This window comes from Pseudomonas sp. PDM25, from assembly GCF_019219045.1.
GTDB lineage: Bacteria > Pseudomonadota > Gammaproteobacteria > Pseudomonadales > Pseudomonadaceae > Aquipseudomonas.
On the sequence record NZ_JAHUWL010000006.1, the window covers coordinates 239160 to 258874 of the forward strand.

15 protein-coding genes are annotated in these 19715 nt (G+C 60.3%); 10 read left to right on the forward strand and 5 right to left on the reverse strand.

Annotated features, from left to right (window positions below; genetic code table 11):
* The first annotated feature begins 61 nt into the window (after positions 1 to 61).
* From KW848_RS13425 to KW848_RS13460, 8 genes are all read left to right on the forward strand, one after another.
* A complete protein-coding gene (locus KW848_RS13425) occupies positions 62 to 1930 on the forward strand; it encodes an extracellular solute-binding protein (protein WP_218537124.1) in 1869 nt (622 codons plus the stop codon).
* Positions 1930 to 2991 carry a microcin C ABC transporter permease YejB gene (locus KW848_RS13430; RefSeq protein WP_111449803.1) on the forward strand — a complete coding sequence of 354 codons (1062 nt, stop codon included), beginning with the start codon at positions 1930 to 1932 and terminating at the stop codon, positions 2989 to 2991. Before KW848_RS13425 ends, KW848_RS13430 begins: the two co-directional genes overlap by 1 nt.
* Entirely contained in the window at positions 2991 to 4013 is a 1023-nt protein-coding gene (locus KW848_RS13435; RefSeq protein ID WP_218537125.1) for an ABC transporter permease, read from the forward strand. Before KW848_RS13430 ends, KW848_RS13435 begins: the two co-directional genes overlap by 1 nt.
* A gap of 14 nt (positions 4014 to 4027) precedes the next feature.
* Complete coding sequence (locus KW848_RS13440) at positions 4028 to 5602, forward strand: ABC transporter ATP-binding protein (RefSeq protein ID WP_218537126.1); 1575 nt, start codon at positions 4028 to 4030, stop codon at positions 5600 to 5602.
* Between the two features lie 56 nt (positions 5603 to 5658).
* Complete coding sequence (locus KW848_RS13445) at positions 5659 to 7074, forward strand: sigma-54-dependent Fis family transcriptional regulator (RefSeq protein ID WP_218537127.1); 1416 nt, start codon at positions 5659 to 5661, stop codon at positions 7072 to 7074.
* Between the two features lie 305 nt (positions 7075 to 7379).
* Positions 7380 to 8771, forward strand: a complete 1392-nt coding sequence (locus tag KW848_RS13450) for a GntP family permease (protein WP_192408005.1) — start codon at positions 7380 to 7382, stop codon at positions 8769 to 8771.
* A gap of 7 nt (positions 8772 to 8778) precedes the next feature.
* Entirely contained in the window at positions 8779 to 9552 is a 774-nt protein-coding gene (locus tag KW848_RS13455) for a 3-hydroxybutyrate dehydrogenase (protein ID WP_218537128.1), read from the forward strand.
* Between the two features lie 185 nt (positions 9553 to 9737).
* Positions 9738 to 11693, forward strand: a complete 1956-nt coding sequence (locus KW848_RS13460; RefSeq protein WP_218537129.1) for an acetoacetate--CoA ligase — start codon at positions 9738 to 9740, stop codon at positions 11691 to 11693.
* A gap of 107 nt (positions 11694 to 11800) precedes the next feature.
* On the opposite strand, the gene KW848_RS13465 is transcribed toward KW848_RS13460, so the two are convergent.
* Positions 11801 to 12910 carry a PilT/PilU family type 4a pilus ATPase gene (locus tag KW848_RS13465; RefSeq protein WP_218537130.1) on the reverse strand — a complete coding sequence of 370 codons (1110 nt, stop codon included), beginning with the start codon at positions 12908 to 12910 and terminating at the stop codon, positions 11801 to 11803.
* A gap of 119 nt (positions 12911 to 13029) precedes the next feature.
* Between KW848_RS13465 and KW848_RS13470 the strand changes: the two genes are divergently transcribed.
* Both KW848_RS13470 and KW848_RS13475 read left to right on the forward strand, forming a co-directional pair.
* Complete coding sequence (locus tag KW848_RS13470) at positions 13030 to 15567, forward strand: PAS domain S-box protein (RefSeq protein WP_218537131.1); 2538 nt, start codon at positions 13030 to 13032, stop codon at positions 15565 to 15567.
* 66 nt (positions 15568 to 15633) lie between these two features.
* Complete coding sequence (locus KW848_RS13475) at positions 15634 to 15909, forward strand: peptidylprolyl isomerase (RefSeq protein ID WP_007898282.1); 276 nt, start codon at positions 15634 to 15636, stop codon at positions 15907 to 15909.
* A 132-nt stretch (positions 15910 to 16041) separates the two neighbouring features.
* Here KW848_RS13475 and KW848_RS13480 read toward each other — a convergent pair whose 3' ends face one another.
* The 4 genes from KW848_RS13480 to KW848_RS13495 form a co-directional block, all read right to left on the reverse strand.
* On the reverse strand, positions 16042 to 16974 hold the full coding sequence (locus KW848_RS13480; protein ID WP_218537132.1) for a sugar kinase: 933 nt from the start codon (positions 16972 to 16974) through the stop codon (positions 16042 to 16044).
* Positions 16975 to 17115: 141 nt separating this feature from the next.
* A complete protein-coding gene (locus tag KW848_RS13485; protein WP_218537133.1) occupies positions 17116 to 18333 on the reverse strand; it encodes an amino acid deaminase in 1218 nt (405 codons plus the stop codon).
* A gap of 39 nt (positions 18334 to 18372) precedes the next feature.
* Positions 18373 to 19137, reverse strand: a complete 765-nt coding sequence (locus KW848_RS13490; RefSeq protein WP_218537134.1) for an IclR family transcriptional regulator — start codon at positions 19135 to 19137, stop codon at positions 18373 to 18375.
* A 143-nt stretch (positions 19138 to 19280) separates the two neighbouring features.
* Positions 19281 to 19670: a RidA family protein gene (locus KW848_RS13495; protein WP_007898265.1), complete on the reverse strand. Its 390-nt coding sequence runs from the start codon at positions 19668 to 19670 to the stop codon at positions 19281 to 19283.
* Positions 19671 to 19715 lie beyond the last annotated feature (45 nt).

The following is a 19715-nucleotide window of genomic DNA, read 5'->3' on the forward strand; positions in this document are numbered from 1 at the left end:
CGAGGGACGCGCCGCTAGCGTACAAATTGCGGTTATTGACCACCCGGCTCTAAGGCTGACAATGCGACTGGCGTTCCCTACTTTATTGTTCACTGCCGTGGCTCTGTTGTTGAGCGTCACCGGCGTGACTGCAGCACCGCAACATGCGTTGACCGTGTACGGTGAACCGGCGAAGTATCCTGCCGGCTTTAGTCATTTTGCCTACACAAACCCGCAAGCCCCCAAGGGTGGCACGATGCGCCGCTCGGCCGTCGAAATCGGTCATTTCGATCATATGTTGCCCTACATCGATAAAGGCATTGGCGTCACACAGATCGACGGCCTGCTTTACTCGCCCCTCGCCCAGCGTTCACTGGACGAGCCTTACACCGTGTACGGCCTGGTGGCTCAGAAGATGGAGCGCTCGGACGACGGTTTGTTCCTGCGCTTCTACCTCAACCCCAAGGCCCGTTTCGCCGACGGCAAACCGATTACGGCCGAAGACGTGCGCTACACCTTCAACCTGTTGATGACCCAGGGCAGCCTGCGTTATCGCACTCAATTTGCCGACGTCAAAGGCGTCGAAGTGGAATCACCTCTGACGGTTCGATTCGACTTTAAAAGCAATGAAAACCGTACCCTGCCCCTCGATATCGCGACCTTGCCGGTGCTTCCCGAGCATTGGTGGAAGACTCGCGACTTCGCCAATGGGGGCGGTTACGAGCCCCCGTTGGGCAGCGGCCCCTACAGGGTAGGCAAGGTCGACTCCGGTCGCAGCATCACCTTCGAGCGCAACGCCGATTGGTGGGGCAAGGATTTACCGGTCAGCCGAGGCCTCTACAATTTCGATCGATTCAGCATCGAGTACTTCGGCGATACCGACGTCGCCCGCCAGGTTCTGCGCGGCGGTGCCTACGACTACAACCGAGAATTCTCCGCCACCGCTTACTCCATCGGCTACGACGGCCCGGCCCTCAGTGACGGGCGCCTGCAAAAGGCGCACCTGGCAACCCAAGCCCCGCAACCGGCTCAGGGTTTTGTGTTCAATTTGCAAAACCCGCTGTTCCAGGACCGTCGAGTGCGTCAGGCGCTGGTCATGCTCTGGGATTTCGAGTGGAGCAACCGGCAGATGATGCGCGACATGTACATCCGCCAGCAGAGTTACTTTTCCAACACCGACCTCGCCGCCCGACACCTGCCGGACGCCGGCGAACTGGCGATTCTCGAACCGCTGCGCGGGCAGATCCCCGACGAGGTGTTCACCCAGGTTTTCCAGGCACCGAAAACCGACGGCAGTGGCGTGATACGCGACAAACAGTTGCAGGCACTCGATTTGCTCAAACAGGCCGGCTGGAAACCCGATGGCGATCAACTGGTCAACGCAGAAGGCCAGTCGTTGAGTTTCACTTTCCTGGTCAGCCAGAACGGCATGGACCGATTGCTGCTGCCTTATAAGCGCACCCTGAAACAGATCGGCATCGACATGAACATCCGCCGCATCGACTCCTCCCAATACGTGAATCGCCTGATGAGCCGCGACTACGACATGATCGTCACCGGCTACCCGGTCACGACGTCGCCCGGGGGTGAACTGCTCAATTACTTCGGCTCGGTCTCGGCCAACGACCCAGGCGCCAATAACTACATGGTGTTGAAAAATCCGGCGGTCGACACACTGATCGCCGGACTGATTCGCGCCACCACCCAACCCGAAATGATGCACTACGCCCACGCGCTGGACCGGGTGCTGCAATGGAACTACTACTGGATTCCCAACTATTACCCGCCGGGCAGCTCCACCGTGTGGTGGAATCGTTTCGGCAGGCCGAACGAGCAAGCGAGCAATGACGAAGCCATCGAGAGCTGGTGGGAAATCAGCACCACGCCGCTGACCAACCAACAGATGACCGCTGAGCAAATCAGCCGTGGCAAACCCGGAGGGCCGCACTGATGTGGGCTTACATACTGCGGCGTCTGCTGCTGATCATTCCGACGCTGGTGATCATTCTTCTGGTCAACTTCATCATCGTCCAGGCCGCGCCGGGCGGCCCGGTGGAACAGGCCATCGCGCACTTGCAAGGCATCGGCGGCGCGAGTGTCGGCGGCGGTTCCAGCGAACGCATGTCCGGCACCTCCCGATCCAGTCGAGGCCTTGATCCGCAGCTGATCAAGGACATCGAAAAGCAATACGGCTTCGATAAACCGGCGCACGAACGCCTGTGGCTGATGCTCACCAGTTATGCGCGCCTGGACTTCGGCAAGAGTTTTTTCCGCGGCGCGACCGTCACCGACCTGATCCTGGAAAAAATGCCGGTGACCATTTCCCTCGGGCTCTGGGCAACGCTGATCACCTACCTGGTGTCGATCCCTTTGGGCATCCGCAAGGCCGTGCATCACGGCAGCCATTTCGATATCTGGAGCAGCACCGCGATCGTCATCGGCTACGCCATGCCAGCGTTCCTGTTCGCGATGTTCCTGATCGTGGTCTTCGCCGGCGGTACCTCGCTGAACTGGTTCCCGGTGCGCGGGCTGGTCTCGGACAACTTCGAATCGCTGTCGACCGTGGGCAAAATCGCCGATTACTTCTGGCACCTGGTACTGCCGGTGACAGCGCTGGTGGTCGGCGGGTTCGCCACGCTGACCATTCTGACCAAGAACTCCTTCCTCAATGAAATCACGCGCCAGTACGTGGTCACCGCCCGCGCCAAGGGCCTGAGCGAACGCCGAGTGCTTTACGGTCATGTGTTTCGCAACGCCATGCTGCTGGTGGTCTCGGGGATTCCCCAGGCGTTCATCAGCGTATTTTTCGCCGGCTCCCTGCTAATCGAAGTGATCTTCTCGCTCGACGGACTGGGTCGCATGAGTTACGAAGCCGCGGTTTCCCGGGACTATCCGGTGGTGTTCGGTTCGCTGTTCATCTTCACGCTGTTCGGTCTCTTGATAAAACTGGTCGGCGATCTCTGCTACACCCTCGTCGACCCGCGTATCGACTTCGCCGCGAGGAACGCCTGATGTTCAAGCTCTCGCCGTTAGGTCGTCGTCGCTTCGAGCGCTTCAAGAAAAACCGTCGCGGCTGGTGGTCGCTGTGGCTGTTTGTCGGCCTGTTCCTCTTGACTCTGGGTGGTGAGCTGATCGCCAACGACAAACCGCTGATCGTCAGCTATCAGGGCTCGCTCTACTTCCCGGTCCTGAAGCGTCATACCGAGCAGGAGTTTGGCGGGCAGCTGCCGTTCCAGGCGGACTACCGCAGCGATTATGTACAGAGGCTGATTAACAAGGACGGTGGCTGGATGCTGTTCCCGCCAATCCCCTTCAGCGACGACACGCCGAACTATGACCTCAATCAACCGGCGCCCAGCCCTCCGACGAAGGTCAACTGGCTGGGCACCGACGATCAGGCGCGGGACGTGTTGGCCCGAGTGATTTTCGGTGCTCGGGTGTCAATCCTGTTTGCCTTGATGCTGACCTTTGTCAGCGCACTGATCGGCATCGCTGCCGGCGCCCTGCAAGGCTATTACGGCGGCTGGGTCGACCTGATCGGTCAACGGTTGCTGGAGGTTTGGTCGGGACTGCCGGTGCTGTACCTGCTGATCATCCTGTCGGGGTTCGTCGAGCCTAATTTCTGGTGGCTGCTGGGGATCATGGCGCTGTTTTCCTGGCTGGCCCTGGTGGACGTGGTGCGCGCCGAGTTTCTGCGCGGACGCAACCTGGAATACGTTAAAGCCGCCCGGGCGTTGGGCCTGACCGACCGCAAGGTTATCGTCCGGCACATCCTGCCCAACGCAATGAACGCGACCCTGAGTTATCTGCCGTTCATTCTGACCGGAGCGATCTCGACCCTCACGGCGTTGGACTTCCTCGGTTTCGGCATGCCCGCCGGCAGTGCATCGCTGGGCGAGTTGATCGGTCAAGGCAAGCAGAACCTGCAAGCGCCGTGGCTGGGATTGACGGCGTTTTTCACCTTGGCGTTGATTCTTTCTTTACTGGTGTTTATCGGGGAGGCATTGCGAGATGCCTTTGATCCCCGGTCATGACGCGGACTGTTGATATGAGTAACAACCTGATCGAAATCCGTGACCTCAACGTGGCCTTCAGCGGCCAGACCGTGGTGCGCAACCTGTGCCTGGACATCCGCCCCGGCGAATGCCTGGCGCTGGTGGGCGAGTCGGGCTGCGGCAAGTCGGTGACCGCTCACTCGATCCTGCAACTGCTGCCCGAGACCGGCACCGAAACCACGGGCAGTATTCGCTATCGCGGCCAGGAGCTGGTCGGCGCTCCGGCCAAGGTGTTGCGAGAACTGCGGGGTGACCGCATCGCGATGATCTTCCAGGAACCCATGACCTCGCTCAACCCATTGCACAGCATCGAAAAGCAGATCGGCGAAACCCTGCTGTTGCACAAGGGCCTGGCCGGTAAAGCGGCGCAGGCGCGGATTCTCGAGTTGCTGCATCTGGTGGGCATTCAGAAGCCCAAAGAGCGGCTCAAGGCCTATCCCCATCAATTGTCCGGTGGCCAACGGCAACGGGTGATGATCGCCATGGCCCTGGCCTGCGAACCGGAGTTGCTGATCGCCGACGAACCGACCACCGCGTTGGACGTGACAGTGCAGCGCAAGATCCTGCTGCTGCTCAAATCCCTACAGAAGCGACTCGGCATGTCGCTGCTGCTGATTAGCCACGACCTCAATCTGGTGCGCAGCATTGCCCAACGAGTCTGCGTGATGAAGGCCGGGGAAATCGTCGAGCAGGCACCTTGCGAAACACTGTTTACCGAACCGAAACATCCTTACAGCTGCGTCTTGCTGAACGCGGAACCGGAAGGTGAAGCGCTGCCCCGGGACGAGCGCGAGAACGTGCTTGAGGTAGATGACTTGCGGGTGCAGTTTGCCCTGAGTGGCGGGCTGTTTCAGCGCAAGACTTACCTGAAGGCCGTGGACGGCATCAGCCTCAACATTCAACGCGGCAAGACGCTGGGCATTGTGGGCGAATCCGGTTCCGGCAAGTCAACGCTGGGTCAGGCGATCCTGCGCTTGCTCGATTCCGAAGGCAGCATTCGCTTTCAGGGTGCAGCGCTGGACGGCCTGACGCAGAAGCAGTTGCGGCCGTGGCGCAAGAAAATGCAGGTGGTGTTCCAGGACCCATTCGGTAGCCTCAGCCCGCGAATGTCCGTGGCGCAGATCATCAGTGAAGGCCTTGAGGTGCATAGACAGTTGACGGCTGACGAATGCAAAGCCGAAGTGATTCGGGCACTGGTGGAAGTCGGCCTCGATCCGCAAAGCCGTCATCGCTACCCGCACGAGTTTTCCGGCGGCCAACGCCAACGCATCGCCATCGCCCGGGCGCTGGTGCTGAAACCGGCGCTGATCCTGCTCGACGAACCGACCTCGGCGCTGGATCGCACGGTGCAAAAACAAGTGGTCGCCCTGCTCCGCCAACTTCAGGAAAAACATGGCCTGACGTATCTGTTTATCAGCCACGATCTGGCGGTGGTGCGCGCCCTGGCTCATGACATGATCGTGATCAAGGACGGCAAAGTAGTGGAAAGCGGTGCCAGCCACGACGTGTTTGAATCGCCGCAGCATCCGTATACCAAGGAGCTGTTGGCGGCGGCGCATCCGGGTTAAGACTTGAAACCGCGATTAGGCCTGCACAGACACTACACATTTTGGACATGACGCCCATGAACACCACCGAAAGCCTCAAGGACTACCAGCGCGTTCGCCTGCTGGCCATCCGTTCGCTGTTCGAGATCATCGAGCAGTCCAGCGAAGGCACGGTGATTGTCGACCGCGATGCGAACATCGTCTGGATGAACGAGCGCTATGCCCGGCGCTTCGGTCTTGAATCGGCAGAAGTGGCGATCGGCAAGGCCTGCGAAAGTGTGATCCCCGGCAGTCTGTTGCGCGAGGTGGTGCGCACCGGTCGGCCGATCCTGCTCGATATGCAGGACACCCCCAAAGAACCGCTGGTAGTGATGCGCCTACCGATTCATGACGATGCCGGCGTGGTGATCGGCGCCATCGGGTTTGCACTGTTCGACGAATTGCGCAGCCTCTCGCCGATGCTCAAGCGTTACATGAGCATGCAGGAAGAACTGGCATCCACCCGTTCGCTGTTGCGGGCGCGGCAGACCAAGTACAACTTCGCGCACTTTATCGGCACCAGCGCCGCCAGCCTCGAAGTCAAACGCCGTGCCCGACGCAGTGCGAGCGCCGAGTCCCCGGTGTTGCTGCTGGGTGAAACCGGCACCGGCAAAGAGCTGCTGGCTCAGGCGATCCACGGCGCTTCGCCGCGCGCGCACAAAGCCTTTGTCAGCATCAACAGCGCGGCGATTCCCGAATCGTTGCTGGAAGCGGAATTCTTCGGCACCGCACCCGGTGCGTTTACCGGCGCTGATCGCAAGGGCCGTGTCGGCAAGTTGCAGATCGCCCAAGGCGGCACCCTGTTTCTCGATGAAATCGGCGACATGCCGTTGCCACTGCAAAGCAAACTGCTGCGAGTACTGCAGGAAAAGGAATTCGAACCGGTGGGGTCCAACGAAGTGATCCAGAGCGATGTGCGGGTGATTGCCGCGACCTCCACGGATCTGGAAGCTGCGATCAAACGCGGCGAATTTCGCGCCGACCTGTATTACCGCCTCAACGTGCTGCCGATCCAGGTCCCGCCGCTGCGTGATCGACTCGATGACCTGCCAGCCCTCAGTGAAGCGATTCTGGAGGAGTTGCGCAGTCAGCACGAATTGAACCGCGAAGCCCTGGAACTGCTGGGTCAACATGCCTGGCCGGGGAACATTCGCGAGCTGCGCAACGTGCTGGAGCGTGCGGCGCTGCTCAGTGATAACTTGATGCTGACTGCCGCGGATATCCGCGCGGCGATTGGGACGTTCACACCGGTAGAGCGCGTGGCGCCTGTCACGATTGAGCCGGTTGCGCATGAGACGTTCAGTGCAGCTCGGGAGCGGTTTGATCGCCAGTTGATTGAAGCGGCCCTCGCGCAATGCGGCGGGAAAGTTGTTGAAGCGGCGGCGCGGTTGGGGTTGGGGCGGTCGACGTTGTACAAGAAGATGGTGGCGTTGGGGATTGCAGAGTCTCTATAAAGAGACATAAGTCTCTATTGTTAGACATGACCTCGTGAGCGCTGCGCGCTCTTCGCGAGCAAGCCCACTCCCACATTTCTATCGAGTCGTTCAAAAGAATGCAGTCAAATGTGGGAGCGGGCTTGCTCGCGAAAGGGCCTGCCCAGTCAGAAAAAGTCTCAAAATAGAGATAAACAATCCAGAACCGATGCCTCGCTCAAAAAATATCCTTATATTTCAATGTGTTGCATGCATGGCACGAAACTCGCTAAAGCCCTCTCCCACCAAGATCCACCCTAAAAAAATAACAATCCAGGAGACACACCATGAGTGTGATCATTGCCTTGGCAGCCCTCACGCTGCTAATGCTCGCGGCCTACCGTGGCTACAGCGTTATCCTCTTTGCCCCGATTGCCGCCCTCGGCGCCGTTCTGCTCACCGACCCTTCCGCCGTCGCCCCCGCTTTCACCGGGGTGTTCATGGAGAAAATGGTCGGCTTCATCAAACTGTATTTCCCGGTGTTCCTGCTCGGTGCCGTGTTCGGCAAGCTGATCGAGTTGTCGGGCTTCTCGCGCTCCATCGTCGCCGCGGCGATTCGCCTCCTCGGCACGCGTCAGGCGATGCTGGTGATCGTACTGGTCTGCGCCCTGCTGACTTACGGCGGCGTGTCGCTGTTCGTGGTGGTATTCGCGGTCTACCCGTTTGCTGCTGAAATGTTCCGCCAGAGCAATATTCCCAAGCGTCTCATCCCGGCGACCATCGCCCTCGGCGCATTCTCGTTCACCATGGACGCTCTGCCCGGCACCCCGCAAATCCAGAACATCATCCCCAGCACCTTCTTCAACACCACCGCCTGGGCCGCGCCCTGGCTGGGCCTGATCGGCGCGATCTTCGTGGTCTGCGTCGGCATGCTGTTTCTGCAGCGCCAGCGCAACAAGGCCCAGCGTGCCGGTGAGGGTTATGGTACCGAGCTGCGCAACGAGCCGGAAACCGCTGCCGACATCAAACTGCCAAATCCATGGGTTGCACTGTCGCCGCTGCTGGCGGTGGGCATCATGAACCTGCTGTTTACCCAATGGATTCCACAGTGGTACGGCAAAACCCACAGCCTCGCGCTGCCGGGCATGGCCGCGCCGGTGACCACCGACATCGCCAAACTCACAGCGATCTGGGCCGTTCAAGCTGCGTTGCTGGTGGGCATCATCATGGTGCTGGTGTTCGGCTTCCAGGCGATTCGCGGCAAGTTGGCTGAAGGCAGTCGAAGCGCGGTCAGCGGTTCGTTGCTGGCGGCGATGAACACCGCATCGGAATACGGCTTTGGTGCGGTAATCGCCTCCTTGCCGGGCTTCCTGGTATTGGCCGACTGGCTCAAAAGCATTCCCAATCCGCTGGTCAACGAAGCGATCACCGTGACCCTGCTGGCCGGCATCACCGGTTCTGCATCGGGTGGTATGAGCATTGCGCTGGCGGCCATGGCCAATGACTTCATCGCAGCGGCCCACGCCGCCAACATCCCACTGGAAGTGCTGCACCGGGTGGCCGCGATGGCCAGTGGCGGCATGGACACTCTGCCGCACAACGGCGCGGTGATTACCTTGCTGGCGGTCACCGGCCTGACCCACCGTGAAGCCTACAAAGACATTTTCTGTATTACGCTGATCAAGACCCTGGCGGTTTTTGTGGTGATCGGTACTTTCTACGCCACTGGCATTGTGTGAGGTATTCATGACGACTCTTTCGGGCAAGACTGCACTGGTCACCGGTTCCACCAGCGGCATCGGCTTAGGGATAGCCCTCAGCCTGGCCAAGGCTGGCGCCAATCTGATCCTCAACGGTTTCGGTGATGCGTCCAAGGTGATTGCCGAGGTTGAGCAATTCGGTGGCAAGGTCGGCCATCACCCGGCTGATGTGAGCAACCCTGAGCAAATCGCCGACATGATTGCCTACGCCGAGCGAGAGTTCGGCGGCGTGGACATCCTGGTCAACAATGCCGGCATCCAGTATGTGGCGCCGGTGGAAGAGTTCCCGGTGGAGCGCTGGGATTCGATCATTTCGATCAACCTGTCGTCGGTGTTCCACAGCACCCGTTTGAGCCTGCCAGGCATGCGCGCCAAGGGTTGGGGAAGGATCATCAACATCGCTTCGGTGCACGGCCAGGTTGGGTCGGTGGGCAAGGCGGCTTACGTGGCAGCCAAGCATGGGGTGATCGGTTTGACCAAGGTGGTCGGGCTGGAAACCGCCACCACCAATGTCACCTGCAACGCCATCTGCCCAGGTTGGGTGCTGACGCCACTGGTGCAGAAGCAGATTGATGACCGCATCGCCAAAGGGATCGACCCGCAACAGGCGCAACATGATTTGCTGGCCGAGAAGCAGCCTTCCCTGGAGTTTGTGACGCCGCCACAACTGGGCGAACTGGTGCTGTTTTTGTGCAGTGAGGCCGGTAGCCAGGTACGTGGCGCGGCGTGGAACATTGATGGTGGGTGGTTGGCGCAGTGATCAACCAGTAACCCTGTGGCGAGGGGATTTATCCCCGTTGGGTGGCGAAGCCGCCCCAAACCCGGCACCTCCGCTATGACTGACATTCCGAGAGCGCAGGATTTACGACTGCTTCGCAGCCGAACGGGGATAAATCCCCTCGCCACAAAAGGCCGACTGAATGCATTAACAAGAAGAGGCAAGCCATGTCCGACATCCTCTGGCAACCCAGCGCCGAGCGCATCAGCAAGACCCGCATGGAAGCCTTCCGGCGCTTCATCTCCACGCGTCATCACATCCACCTCGACGACTACCCTGCCCTGCATCAATGGTCCATCGATCAGCGCGAAGCGTTCTGGCAGGCTATCGTCGATTTCTTCGACATCCGTTTCCACGATCAACCGGACGCTGTACTGGTCGAGGGCGCGCACATGCCCAGCGCCCAATGGTTTCCCGGCGCCACCCTGAACTTCGCCGAACACCTGATGCGCCGTCGCGATGATGCCGTGGCGGTCATTGCCATCGGCGAGAACGGCCAGCGTGAACACCTGACCTGGGCAGAACTGGCGGAGCATGTCGCCGGCTTTCAACAGAGCTTGATCGCCGCTGGCGTCGTCGTTGGCGACCGAGTGGCCGCGTGCATGCCCAATACCTGGCAAACCCTGGTGGCGATGCTCGCCACCACTAGCCTGGGGGCGATCTGGTCCTGCTCCTCACCGGACTTCGGCACCCAGGGCGTAATCGACCGTTTTGGCCAGATCGAGCCGACAGTGCTGATCACCTGCGCCGGTTACCGCTATGCCGGCAAGGACATCGACCAGACGGCCAAGGTCAATGAAATCCTCGAACGCTTGCCGTCCTTGCAGCAGTTGATTGTCGTGCCTTACGCCCGACCGCAAACGCGCATCGAACATTTCCACACCCGGGCCAACGTGACGCTCTGGGATGATTTCTACGACGTGGGTGGCGAGCCGGATTTCGTCCCCGTGCCCTTTGCGCATCCGCTGTACATCCTCTATTCCAGCGGCACCACCGGCGTGCCGAAATGCATTATTCACAGCACCGGCGGCGTGTTGCTGCAACACGTCAAGGAGCATGGATTGCATTGCGACCTCGGCCCCGGCGACCGCTTGTTCTACTACACCACCTGCGGCTGGATGATGTGGAACTGGCTGGTCTCGGCGCTGGCCGTGGACAGCACGGTGGTGCTGTACGACGGCTCGCCATTTCATCCAGGTCCCGAGCGTCTGGTCGACCTGATCGACGACGAACGCATCAGTGTCTTCGGCACCAGCCCCAAGTACCTCGCGACCCTGGAAAGCAGCGGCATCAAACCTCGCGAAAGCCACGACCTGAGCAGCCTCAAAACCCTGCTGTGCACCGGCTCCGCGTTGTCGCCGCAGAGTTACGACTACGTCTACCGCGACCTCAAGCCTGACCTGTGCCTGGCCTCGATGTCCGGCGGCACCGACATCGTTTCGTGTTTTGTGAACGGTAATCCGTTGCAATCGGTACGCCGTGGCGAGATACAAGGCAAAAGCCTGGGCATGGCGGTGGAAGTCTGGAACGACAATGGCCAGCCGGTGATTGGCGAAAAAGGTGAGCTGGTGTGCACCCGGCACTTTCCGGCAATCCCCATCGGGTTCTGGAATGACCCTCGGCAGGAAAAGCTTCGCGCCTCGTATTTCAGTCAGTTCCCCGGTGTCTGGGCCCAAGGCGATTACGCGGAACAATTGCCCCACGGCGGGATGATGATCCACGGACGCTCCGACGCCGTGCTCAACCCCGGCGGCGTGCGCATTGGCACCGCGGAAATCTACCGTCAGGTGGAGAAAATCCCACAGGTTCTGGACAGCGTGGCCATCGGTCAGCAATGGCAGGATGACGTGCGGGTGGTGCTGTTCGTGCGATTGCGCGAGGGCGTCGAACTGGACGAGGCGCTGCAACAACAGATTCGACAGGTCATCCGCGCCAACACCACACCGAGGCATGTGCCGGCGAAGATTGTCGCGGTGACCGATATACCGCGCACCATCAGCGGCAAGGTCGTTGAACTGGCGGTGAGGAATGTGGTGCATGGGCAGAAGGTCAAAAACACCGATGCCCTGGCTAATCCCGAGGCGCTTGAGCAATTCCGAAACCGCCCCGAACTCCTTGATTGACCCAAGTGTGGGAACGGGCTTGCTCGCGAAAACGGTTTAACAATCAACGTAGATGTCGACTGACACACCGCTTTCGCGAGCAAGCCCGCTCCCACAGGAGTTATACATCAGTCCATGAGTCCCCATTCACCCGGTGGTGCGTGGGATTGCGGTGACGCTTCGGCGTGCAACTTCAGCCGCAGACGCAAATTGTTCACAGAATCCGCATGCTTCACCGCTTCCTCCTCATTGATCGCCCCCTCGACGACCAATGCGTAAAGCGCTCCATCGAACGTCTGCATCCCCAGCTCTACAGACTTCTCCATGATCCCCTTGAGTTCGGATAACTCATTGCGCCGGATCAGATCGCCAATAGTCGGCGTCCCGATCATCACTTCCACCGCTGCCCGTCGCTGACCATCCCGGGTGTGCACCAACCGTTGGGACACGAACGCCTTGAGGTTGTTGCCCAGGTCGTGAAGCAGCTGCGTCCGCCGTTCCTCGGGGAAGAAGTTGATGATGCGGTCCAGCGCCTGATGGGCGTTGTGGGCATGCAGGGTGGAAATAACCAGATGACCGGTATCGGCAAACGCCAGTGCGTGCTCCATCGTTTCGCGGTCACGGATTTCGCCGATCAGCACCACGTCCGGTGCCTGGCGCAGGGTGTTCTTCAATGCGGCGTGAAAACTGCGGGTATCGACGCCGACCTCGCGCTGGTTGATGATCGACTTCTTGTGCCGATGGATGTACTCGACCGGGTCTTCAATGGTGATGATGTGGCCACTGCTGTGGCGATTGCGGTAGTCGATCAATGCCGCCAGCGAGGTAGACTTGCCCGAGTCGGTAGCGCCGACGAACAGCATCAGTCCTTGTTTGAGCATCACCGTTTCGAGCAGCACCGGCGGCAGTTTTAAGTTTTCGAAACGCGGAATGTCGAGCTTGATGTTGCGCGCCACGATTGACACATCATTGCGTTGTTTGAAGATATTGACCCGAAAGCGCCCGACACCTGTCAAAGAAATGGCCAGGTTCATCTCCAGCTCCCGGTCGAACTCCAGACGCTGTTCGGCGTCCATGATGGACGCGGCAATGGCCGCGACTTCTCCCGGCTTGAACGGCTGATCAGCCAAGGGTTTAAGCACACCCTCGAAGCGTGCGCTGGGTGGCGCACCGGTGGACAGATAAAGATCGGAGCCATTCTGGCTGGCCAGGAGCCCTAACAGTGCATCGATTTCCATGGCAAAAAGCACCCGCGAAGCATTCAATGAATAAAAACGACCCAAACGGGTCTTCCAGCCTCTACTGCGGTACAAGGATAGTCGACACCGCCACACCGACTTAAGTGCAGGACATCTTGATGAACGCAACACCGACCGGCAGCGATGCCCAGGCCTTGATTGCCCGACTGGACTGGAGACTCAGCCCACTGGGCGCTGCCAGTACCTGGCCGCAAAGCCTGCGAACCGCCGTGGATATCGTGATTCATTCGCCGATGCCCATGCTGTTGCTGTGGGGGCCGCAGCTCACGCAGATCTACAACGACGGCTTCGCCCTGCTGTCCGGCAGCAAACATCCACATGCTTTCGGACAACCGACACACCTGATCTGGCCAGAGTTAAAAGACTTCACCGACCCGATTTACAGCGCCGTCCTACAAGGACAGGTACGAACCTACAGCGAACAGCGCTTCACCTTGCAGCGTAATGGCCAGGATTCCGACTTCTGGCTGGACCTGACCTACAGCCCCATCCGCGATGAAAGCGCCCAGGTCGCCGGGATTCTGGTGACCGCCATCGAAACCAACGAACGCCGACGCATCGCCCTCGAACTCGAGCAGCGTTCGGCTGCCAGCCTCAAGGCCCAGCACGAAACCGAGGAACGCCTGCAACTGGCCCTCGCGGCCACCGACGCCGTGGGCACCTGGGACTGGGACATCAACGAAGACCGTTTCATTGCCGACGCCCACTTCGCCCAGTTACACGGTATCGACCCGCTGCTCGCCAATCAGTTGCCCATCAGCGCCTACCTTCAGGGCGTGCACCCGCAAGATCGCGCCATGGTCGCCCGCAGCATCAAGCACTCCATCACCCACGGCACCGAGTACGCCGAGGAATATCGCCTGCTGCAAGCCGACGGTCAGTTGCGCTGGGTGTTCGCCCGGGGTCGTTGCTACAAGGACCACCATGGCCGGCCGATCCGCTTCCTCGGCGCCGCCCTGGACCTGACCGAGCGCAAACACACAGAACAAGCCTTGCGGCAAAGTCAGACCGAGCTGCAACTGATCATCAACGCCATGCCGATCCTGATCAGCTACGTGGACAGCGAAGAACGCTTTCGCCTGAACAATGCGGCTTACCTCGACTGGTACGGGCTGACGCCTCAGGAGCTCTTTGGCAAAACCATCCGTGAAGTACTGGGTGAAGAAGCCTATGCATTGCGCGCCGAATACATCGCCCAAGCGCTGTCCGGCAAGCCTTGTTGTTTCAGCATTAGCACCCCGCACCGTGACGGCAGCATCCGCCATGCGCTGATGAACTACTTACCGCGCCACGGCGCGGATGGTGCGGTCAATGGTTTCTATATCTTTGTGATTGACGAAACCGAGCGCAAACAGACCGAAGAAGCCCTGCGCAATCTCAACGAAACGCTTGAGGAGCGAGTCGCCGCCCGCACCCAACAATTGGCGCAAGCCAACCAGCGACTGCAGAACGAGATGTTCGAACGCGAACGCGCCGAAGAAGCGTTGCGCCATGCGCAGAAGATGGAAGCGCTCGGCCAGCTCACCGGCGGCATCGCCCATGACTTCAACAATATGCTCACCGGGATCATCGGCAGCCTCGACTTGATGCAGCGCTACATCGCCGACGGGCGCGCCGCCGAGGTAGGGCGTTTCAGCGAGGCGGCAGTGTCCTCGGCCAACCGCGCCGCCGCCCTGACCCATCGCCTGCTGGCGTTTTCCCGGCGTCAGTCACTGGACCGCAAGCCGCTGAACGCCAATGATCTGATCCATTCCCTGGAAGACCTGCTCAGCCGGACCAAGGGCGACCACATCGAGCTCAAACTGCAACTGGCCGATGACGTGTGGCCGGTCAGCACCGACGTCAGCCAGCTGGAAAATGCCCTGCTCAATCTGGTGATCAACGCCCGGGACGCCATGCCCGACGGCGGCGAGTTGCGGATCGAAACCGCCAACGTGTACCTCGACAGCAGTGACATCAACACCCTGGAACCGGTCAAGGCCGGGGATTATCTGATGATTGCCGTCAGCGACAACGGTACCGGGATGACCCCGTCGGTGCTGGCCAAGGCTTTCGACCCATTCTTCACCACCAAACCCATCGGCCAGGGCACCGGTCTTGGGCTGTCGATGATTTATGGTTTTGCCCAGCAGTCGGGCGGGCATGTCAGCCTGTTCAGCTTGCCGGGCCAGGGCACCAGCGTTCGTCTGTACCTGCCGCGGCTGCACGACGCAGAGCCCGAAAACATCTTGATGCCGGTCACCAGCGAAGCCCCGGCGGCGATTGCCGGCGAAACCGTGGTGTTGGTGGAGGACGACCCGGCGGTGCGCATGCTGGTGCTCGACCTGCTCAACGAGCTGGGTTATCACGCCCATGAAGCCGAAGACGCGAAGACCGCCCTGCCCCTGCTGGAGTCCGACCTGCGGGTCGATTTGCTGGTCACCGATGTCGGGCTGCCGGGGATGAACGGCCGGCAACTGGCGGAGATTGCGCGCCAGCACCGCCCCGAGCTCAAAGTGCTGTTCATGACCGGTTATGCGGAAAAAGCCACCGAGCGCCAGGGTTTCCTGGAAGACGGCATGGACATGGTGGCCAAGCCCTTTTCCATGGACCTGTTGGCCAACAAGATTCGCGCGATGATCGGTCAACCGGACTGAGTTAAGGCATAATCGCGCGCCCCACGCTGGCACCCACATAGCCACCACCGTTGCAAGGTACTGCCCATGAAAGCTCAAGCCCGCCATATTCTGGTGAAAACATCGGAAGAAGCCGAACAGCTCAAACAACGCATCGCCAAGGGCGAAGCCTTCGATGTGCTGGCCAAGAAGTATTCCACCTGCCCGTCCGGCAAGCGCGGCGGCGACCTGGGCGAAGTGCGGCCCGGACAGATGGTCGGCGTCATCGATGCAGTGATTTTCAAAAAACCGTTGCGCGTGGTGCACGGACCGATCAAGAGCAAGTTCGGCTATCACCTGGTGCAAGTGTTTTACCGGGATTAATGGGTTGGTTTAAGGCCCCCTTCGCGAGCAAGCCCGCTCCCACATTTGATCTCCATTGCCTGATAGTGCGCAGACAAATGTGGGAGCGGGCTTGCTCGCGAACCGATTGCGCAGCAAGCGGCCATCCTCCACTTATCGGGGAATGAGCGCCCCCGGCACCTGAATCACCCGACTCGCCAACCGATGCCCCGCTTCAGCCGCCTCAACCGGGCTGCCTCCTTTCAGGCGACTGGCCAAATACGCCGCACTGAAAGAATCCCCCGCCGCCGTGGTGTCCACCACCCGTTCGACCACCTGCGCCGGCACTTCAAACGACTCGCCATCACAACGAATCAAACACGCCTCTGCCCCACGCTTGAGTACCACTTCAGGCGTGCCCATCTGCTCGTAAGCGGCAAACACCGCCTCGCAATCGGAAAAATCAAACAGCGCCTGCTCGTCATCAACGGTCAGCAACGCGAGGTCGACATAGGGCAGAACGCTGCGATAGGCCGCTCGCGCGTCCTCGATCGACGTCCACAAACGTGGCCGGTAGTTGTTGTCGAACACGATCCGCGCATCCCGCTGCCGGGCTTCGATCAGGGTTTCCAGTAACTTTTCCCTACCTTGCGCGCCGAGCACCGCCAGGGTGATGCCGCTGAAATACAGCACATCGTAATCCGGCAGTGCCGCCAGGATCGGCGCGGCGGCCGGGGTGGTGAAACAATCGCGGACTGCCGCTTCGTTGCGCCAGTAGAGAAAGCGCCGCTCGCCGGCAGCGTCAGTCTGGATGCAATACAAGCCGGGCAATCGGCCGGGCAAGCGCTGGACCATGCCCAGCCCGATGTTTTCGTCGGCCCAGCTCTGGCACATCGCATCGCTGAAACTGTCGTCACCCAGGGCGGTGACGTAATCCACCAAGCCGCCCTCGCCCAACTCCCGGGACAGGTAGACCGCCGTGTTCAAGGTATCGCCACCGAAACTCTGTTGCAGGCTGCCGTCGGCGCGTTGCTGCAACTCGATCATGCATTCGCCGATCAGGGCAATGCGCGGGGTGTTGGGGCCGAGGGTGTTGATGGTGTTCATTGATGTGGTGTCTCTGGTGTTTCGGTGGTGTCTGGACGGACGTCTTCGCGAGCAAGCCCGCTCCCACAGGGGTCTTGTGAACACCGGAGATCCAGTGTGGGAGCGGGCTTGCTCGCGAAGGCCGCGACGCGGTCTCAAGCCTTAGAAACAGGTTTCCATGGTTTCGATGACATTCAGCTGCTCATCCACCAGACACCCGATGCGCCACTTGTCGAACGTCAGGCACGGGTGCGAAGTCCCAAAGGAAATAATGTCCCCCACCCGCAACTCGACTCCCGGCGCCACGGTCATGAACGCATGCTGGTCCATCACTGCCGTCACCTTGCAGGCGCTGACGTCGTCGCCCGTCGCCGGCACCACGCCCGCCTTGTAACGCAACAGCGGCACCGGCAACCCGGCGTCGTAGGCCACGTCGCGTTTACCCAGGGCGATCACCGCAAAACCCGGCTCCGGCAACGACTGCACGTGAGCCCAGACTTCCAGCGCCGGGCGCAGGCCTTCGTGCAGGTCGCTGCGGCGGTCGAGCACGCAGCATTGCGCTTCTTTGTAGATGCCATGGTCGTGAGCTACGTAGCTGCCGGGACGCAGCACGCTGAGGAAACGCCCGCCGGCGTTCTGCGTTTCGAAGGATTCAGCGATCAGGTCATACCAGGCCGAACCCGACGCAGTGATGATCGGCTTGGGAATGGCGAACGCGCCGCTGTCCTGCAATTGCACGGCCAGGCGCACCAGAGAATCAGCGAACGCACGGATGCCGCTCACCGCGTGATCGCCGTGAATCACCCCTTCGTAGCCTTCGATCCCGGTCAGCGCCAGGGCCGGTTGTGCCGCAATGGCTTTGGCCAGCGCGACCACTTCGTCTTCCGTGCGGCAACCGCAACGACCGCCGACCACGCCGTACTCGATCATCACGTTCAAGCGCACACCGCGGGAGGCGAAATACGCGCCCAGGTCAGCGACGTTGTCCGGGTGATCGACCATGCAATGGAAGTCGAAAGCCGGGTCCGTCAGCAGATCGGCGATCAACGCCATGTTCGGCGTGCCGACCAATTGGTTCGCCATCAGCACCCGATGCACGCCATGGGCGTAAGCCGCGCGGGTTTGCGTGGCGCTGGCCAGGGTAATGCCCCAGGCACCGGCGTCCAGTTGGCGGCGAAACAGCGCCGGGGTCATGCTGGTTTTACCGTGGGGCGCCAGTTCCGCGCCGCTGTTGCTGACAAAGTCCTGCATCCAGCGAATGTTGTGTTCCAGCGCATCGCGGTGCAGCACCAGCGCTGGCAGGCTGACGTCACGCACCAGATTGGCGCCTGTGTGGGCAAAGCCCTTTTCCACGGTGGCAGTAGTTTTGGCAGAAAACATGGTCGAACTCCTCACATTCGCGGCCGCAGGCAGCCGCTGTTATTCGTTGATGCGACGGGCCAGGCTGTTGGCACTGTCAATCAGCACCCGGCGGTAGTCGTTGTAATTGGTCTTGGCATCGGCCCGTGGGGCGACGATACACAGGGTCGCAATGGCCACGCCGTTCGGGTCTTTGACCGGGGCGGCGAAGCAATGGGTAAAGGTGTCGGCAACGCTATCGAAAGAGAAGAAGCCATCGATAGCAGCCTGACGGATTTCTCCGAGAAACTGCTCCAGCGGCAAACGCTCGCCATTGGGCAGGATGAAGTCGTCGTGGTCGATCAGGTCGACGATTTCCTGGTCGCTCAAGTGCGCCAGCAACAGGCGCCCGGAAGCGGTCCAGGGGATCGGCGCGTTCTCGCCGATGTCCGAGGAAATGCGGAAATGCCGCTCGCCCTCTTTCATCAAGGCCACGGTGTATTTTCGTCCGTTGAGCAGGCACATCTGCGCGGTTTCGCGGGTCTGGCTGACGATCTCCTGCAAGGCATGATCGGCCTCGCGGGTCAGGTCGAAATGGCGTAAATGTGCCTGCCCAAGGAAGTACAGCTGACGGCCGAGGTAGACGTGACCGTCCTTGCCCACGGCCTCCAGAATCCGTCGCTCCAGCAGCGAGGCAACCAATTCGTAGACCGTGGATTTCGGGCTGCCGATGCCGCTGGCGATTTCGTTCGGGCGCAGGGGTTTGCCGACTTCCTTGAGGAAATCGAGGATATCGAACGCCCGGTCCAGACCGCGAGCCCGGCGCTTGATGGTGTCTTCGGTCATGTCATTGGTTCCCATAAAAGTGCCGGGAGTTTAACCAGAGTGCAGCGGCGACCGTTAGGCCGCCATCGCTAGCAGGCTAGCTCCCACATTTGGAATGCGTTTCCCTGTGGGAGCTAGCCTGCTAGCGATGAAGTCACCTCGGTTCAGGCCTTTTTCTTGTACGCGATGCAATCGATCTCGACCTTGCAATCGACCATCATGTTCGCCTGCACACAGGCTCGGGCCGGGGCGTGTTCGCTTTTGAAGTATTCGGAGAACACCTTGTTGAAACTCCAGAAATCCCGCGGGTCTTCCAGCCACACACCGGTGCGCACTACATCTTCGAGGCCATAACCCGCCTCTTCGAGAATTGCGATCAGGTTCTTCATGGTCTGGTGAGTCTGTTCGACGATGCCACCCACAATGATTTCGCCATCCAGCGCCGGTACTTGCCCGGACACATGCAGCCAGCCATCGGCTTCAACGGCGCGGGCGAAAGGACGGGGCTGGCCGCCACCGGCGGTGCTGCCGGTGCCGTAACGAGTAATGCTCATGAGTGTTTCTCCTGATTGAAAAGTGAAAATGCTTTTGAAAAAAAA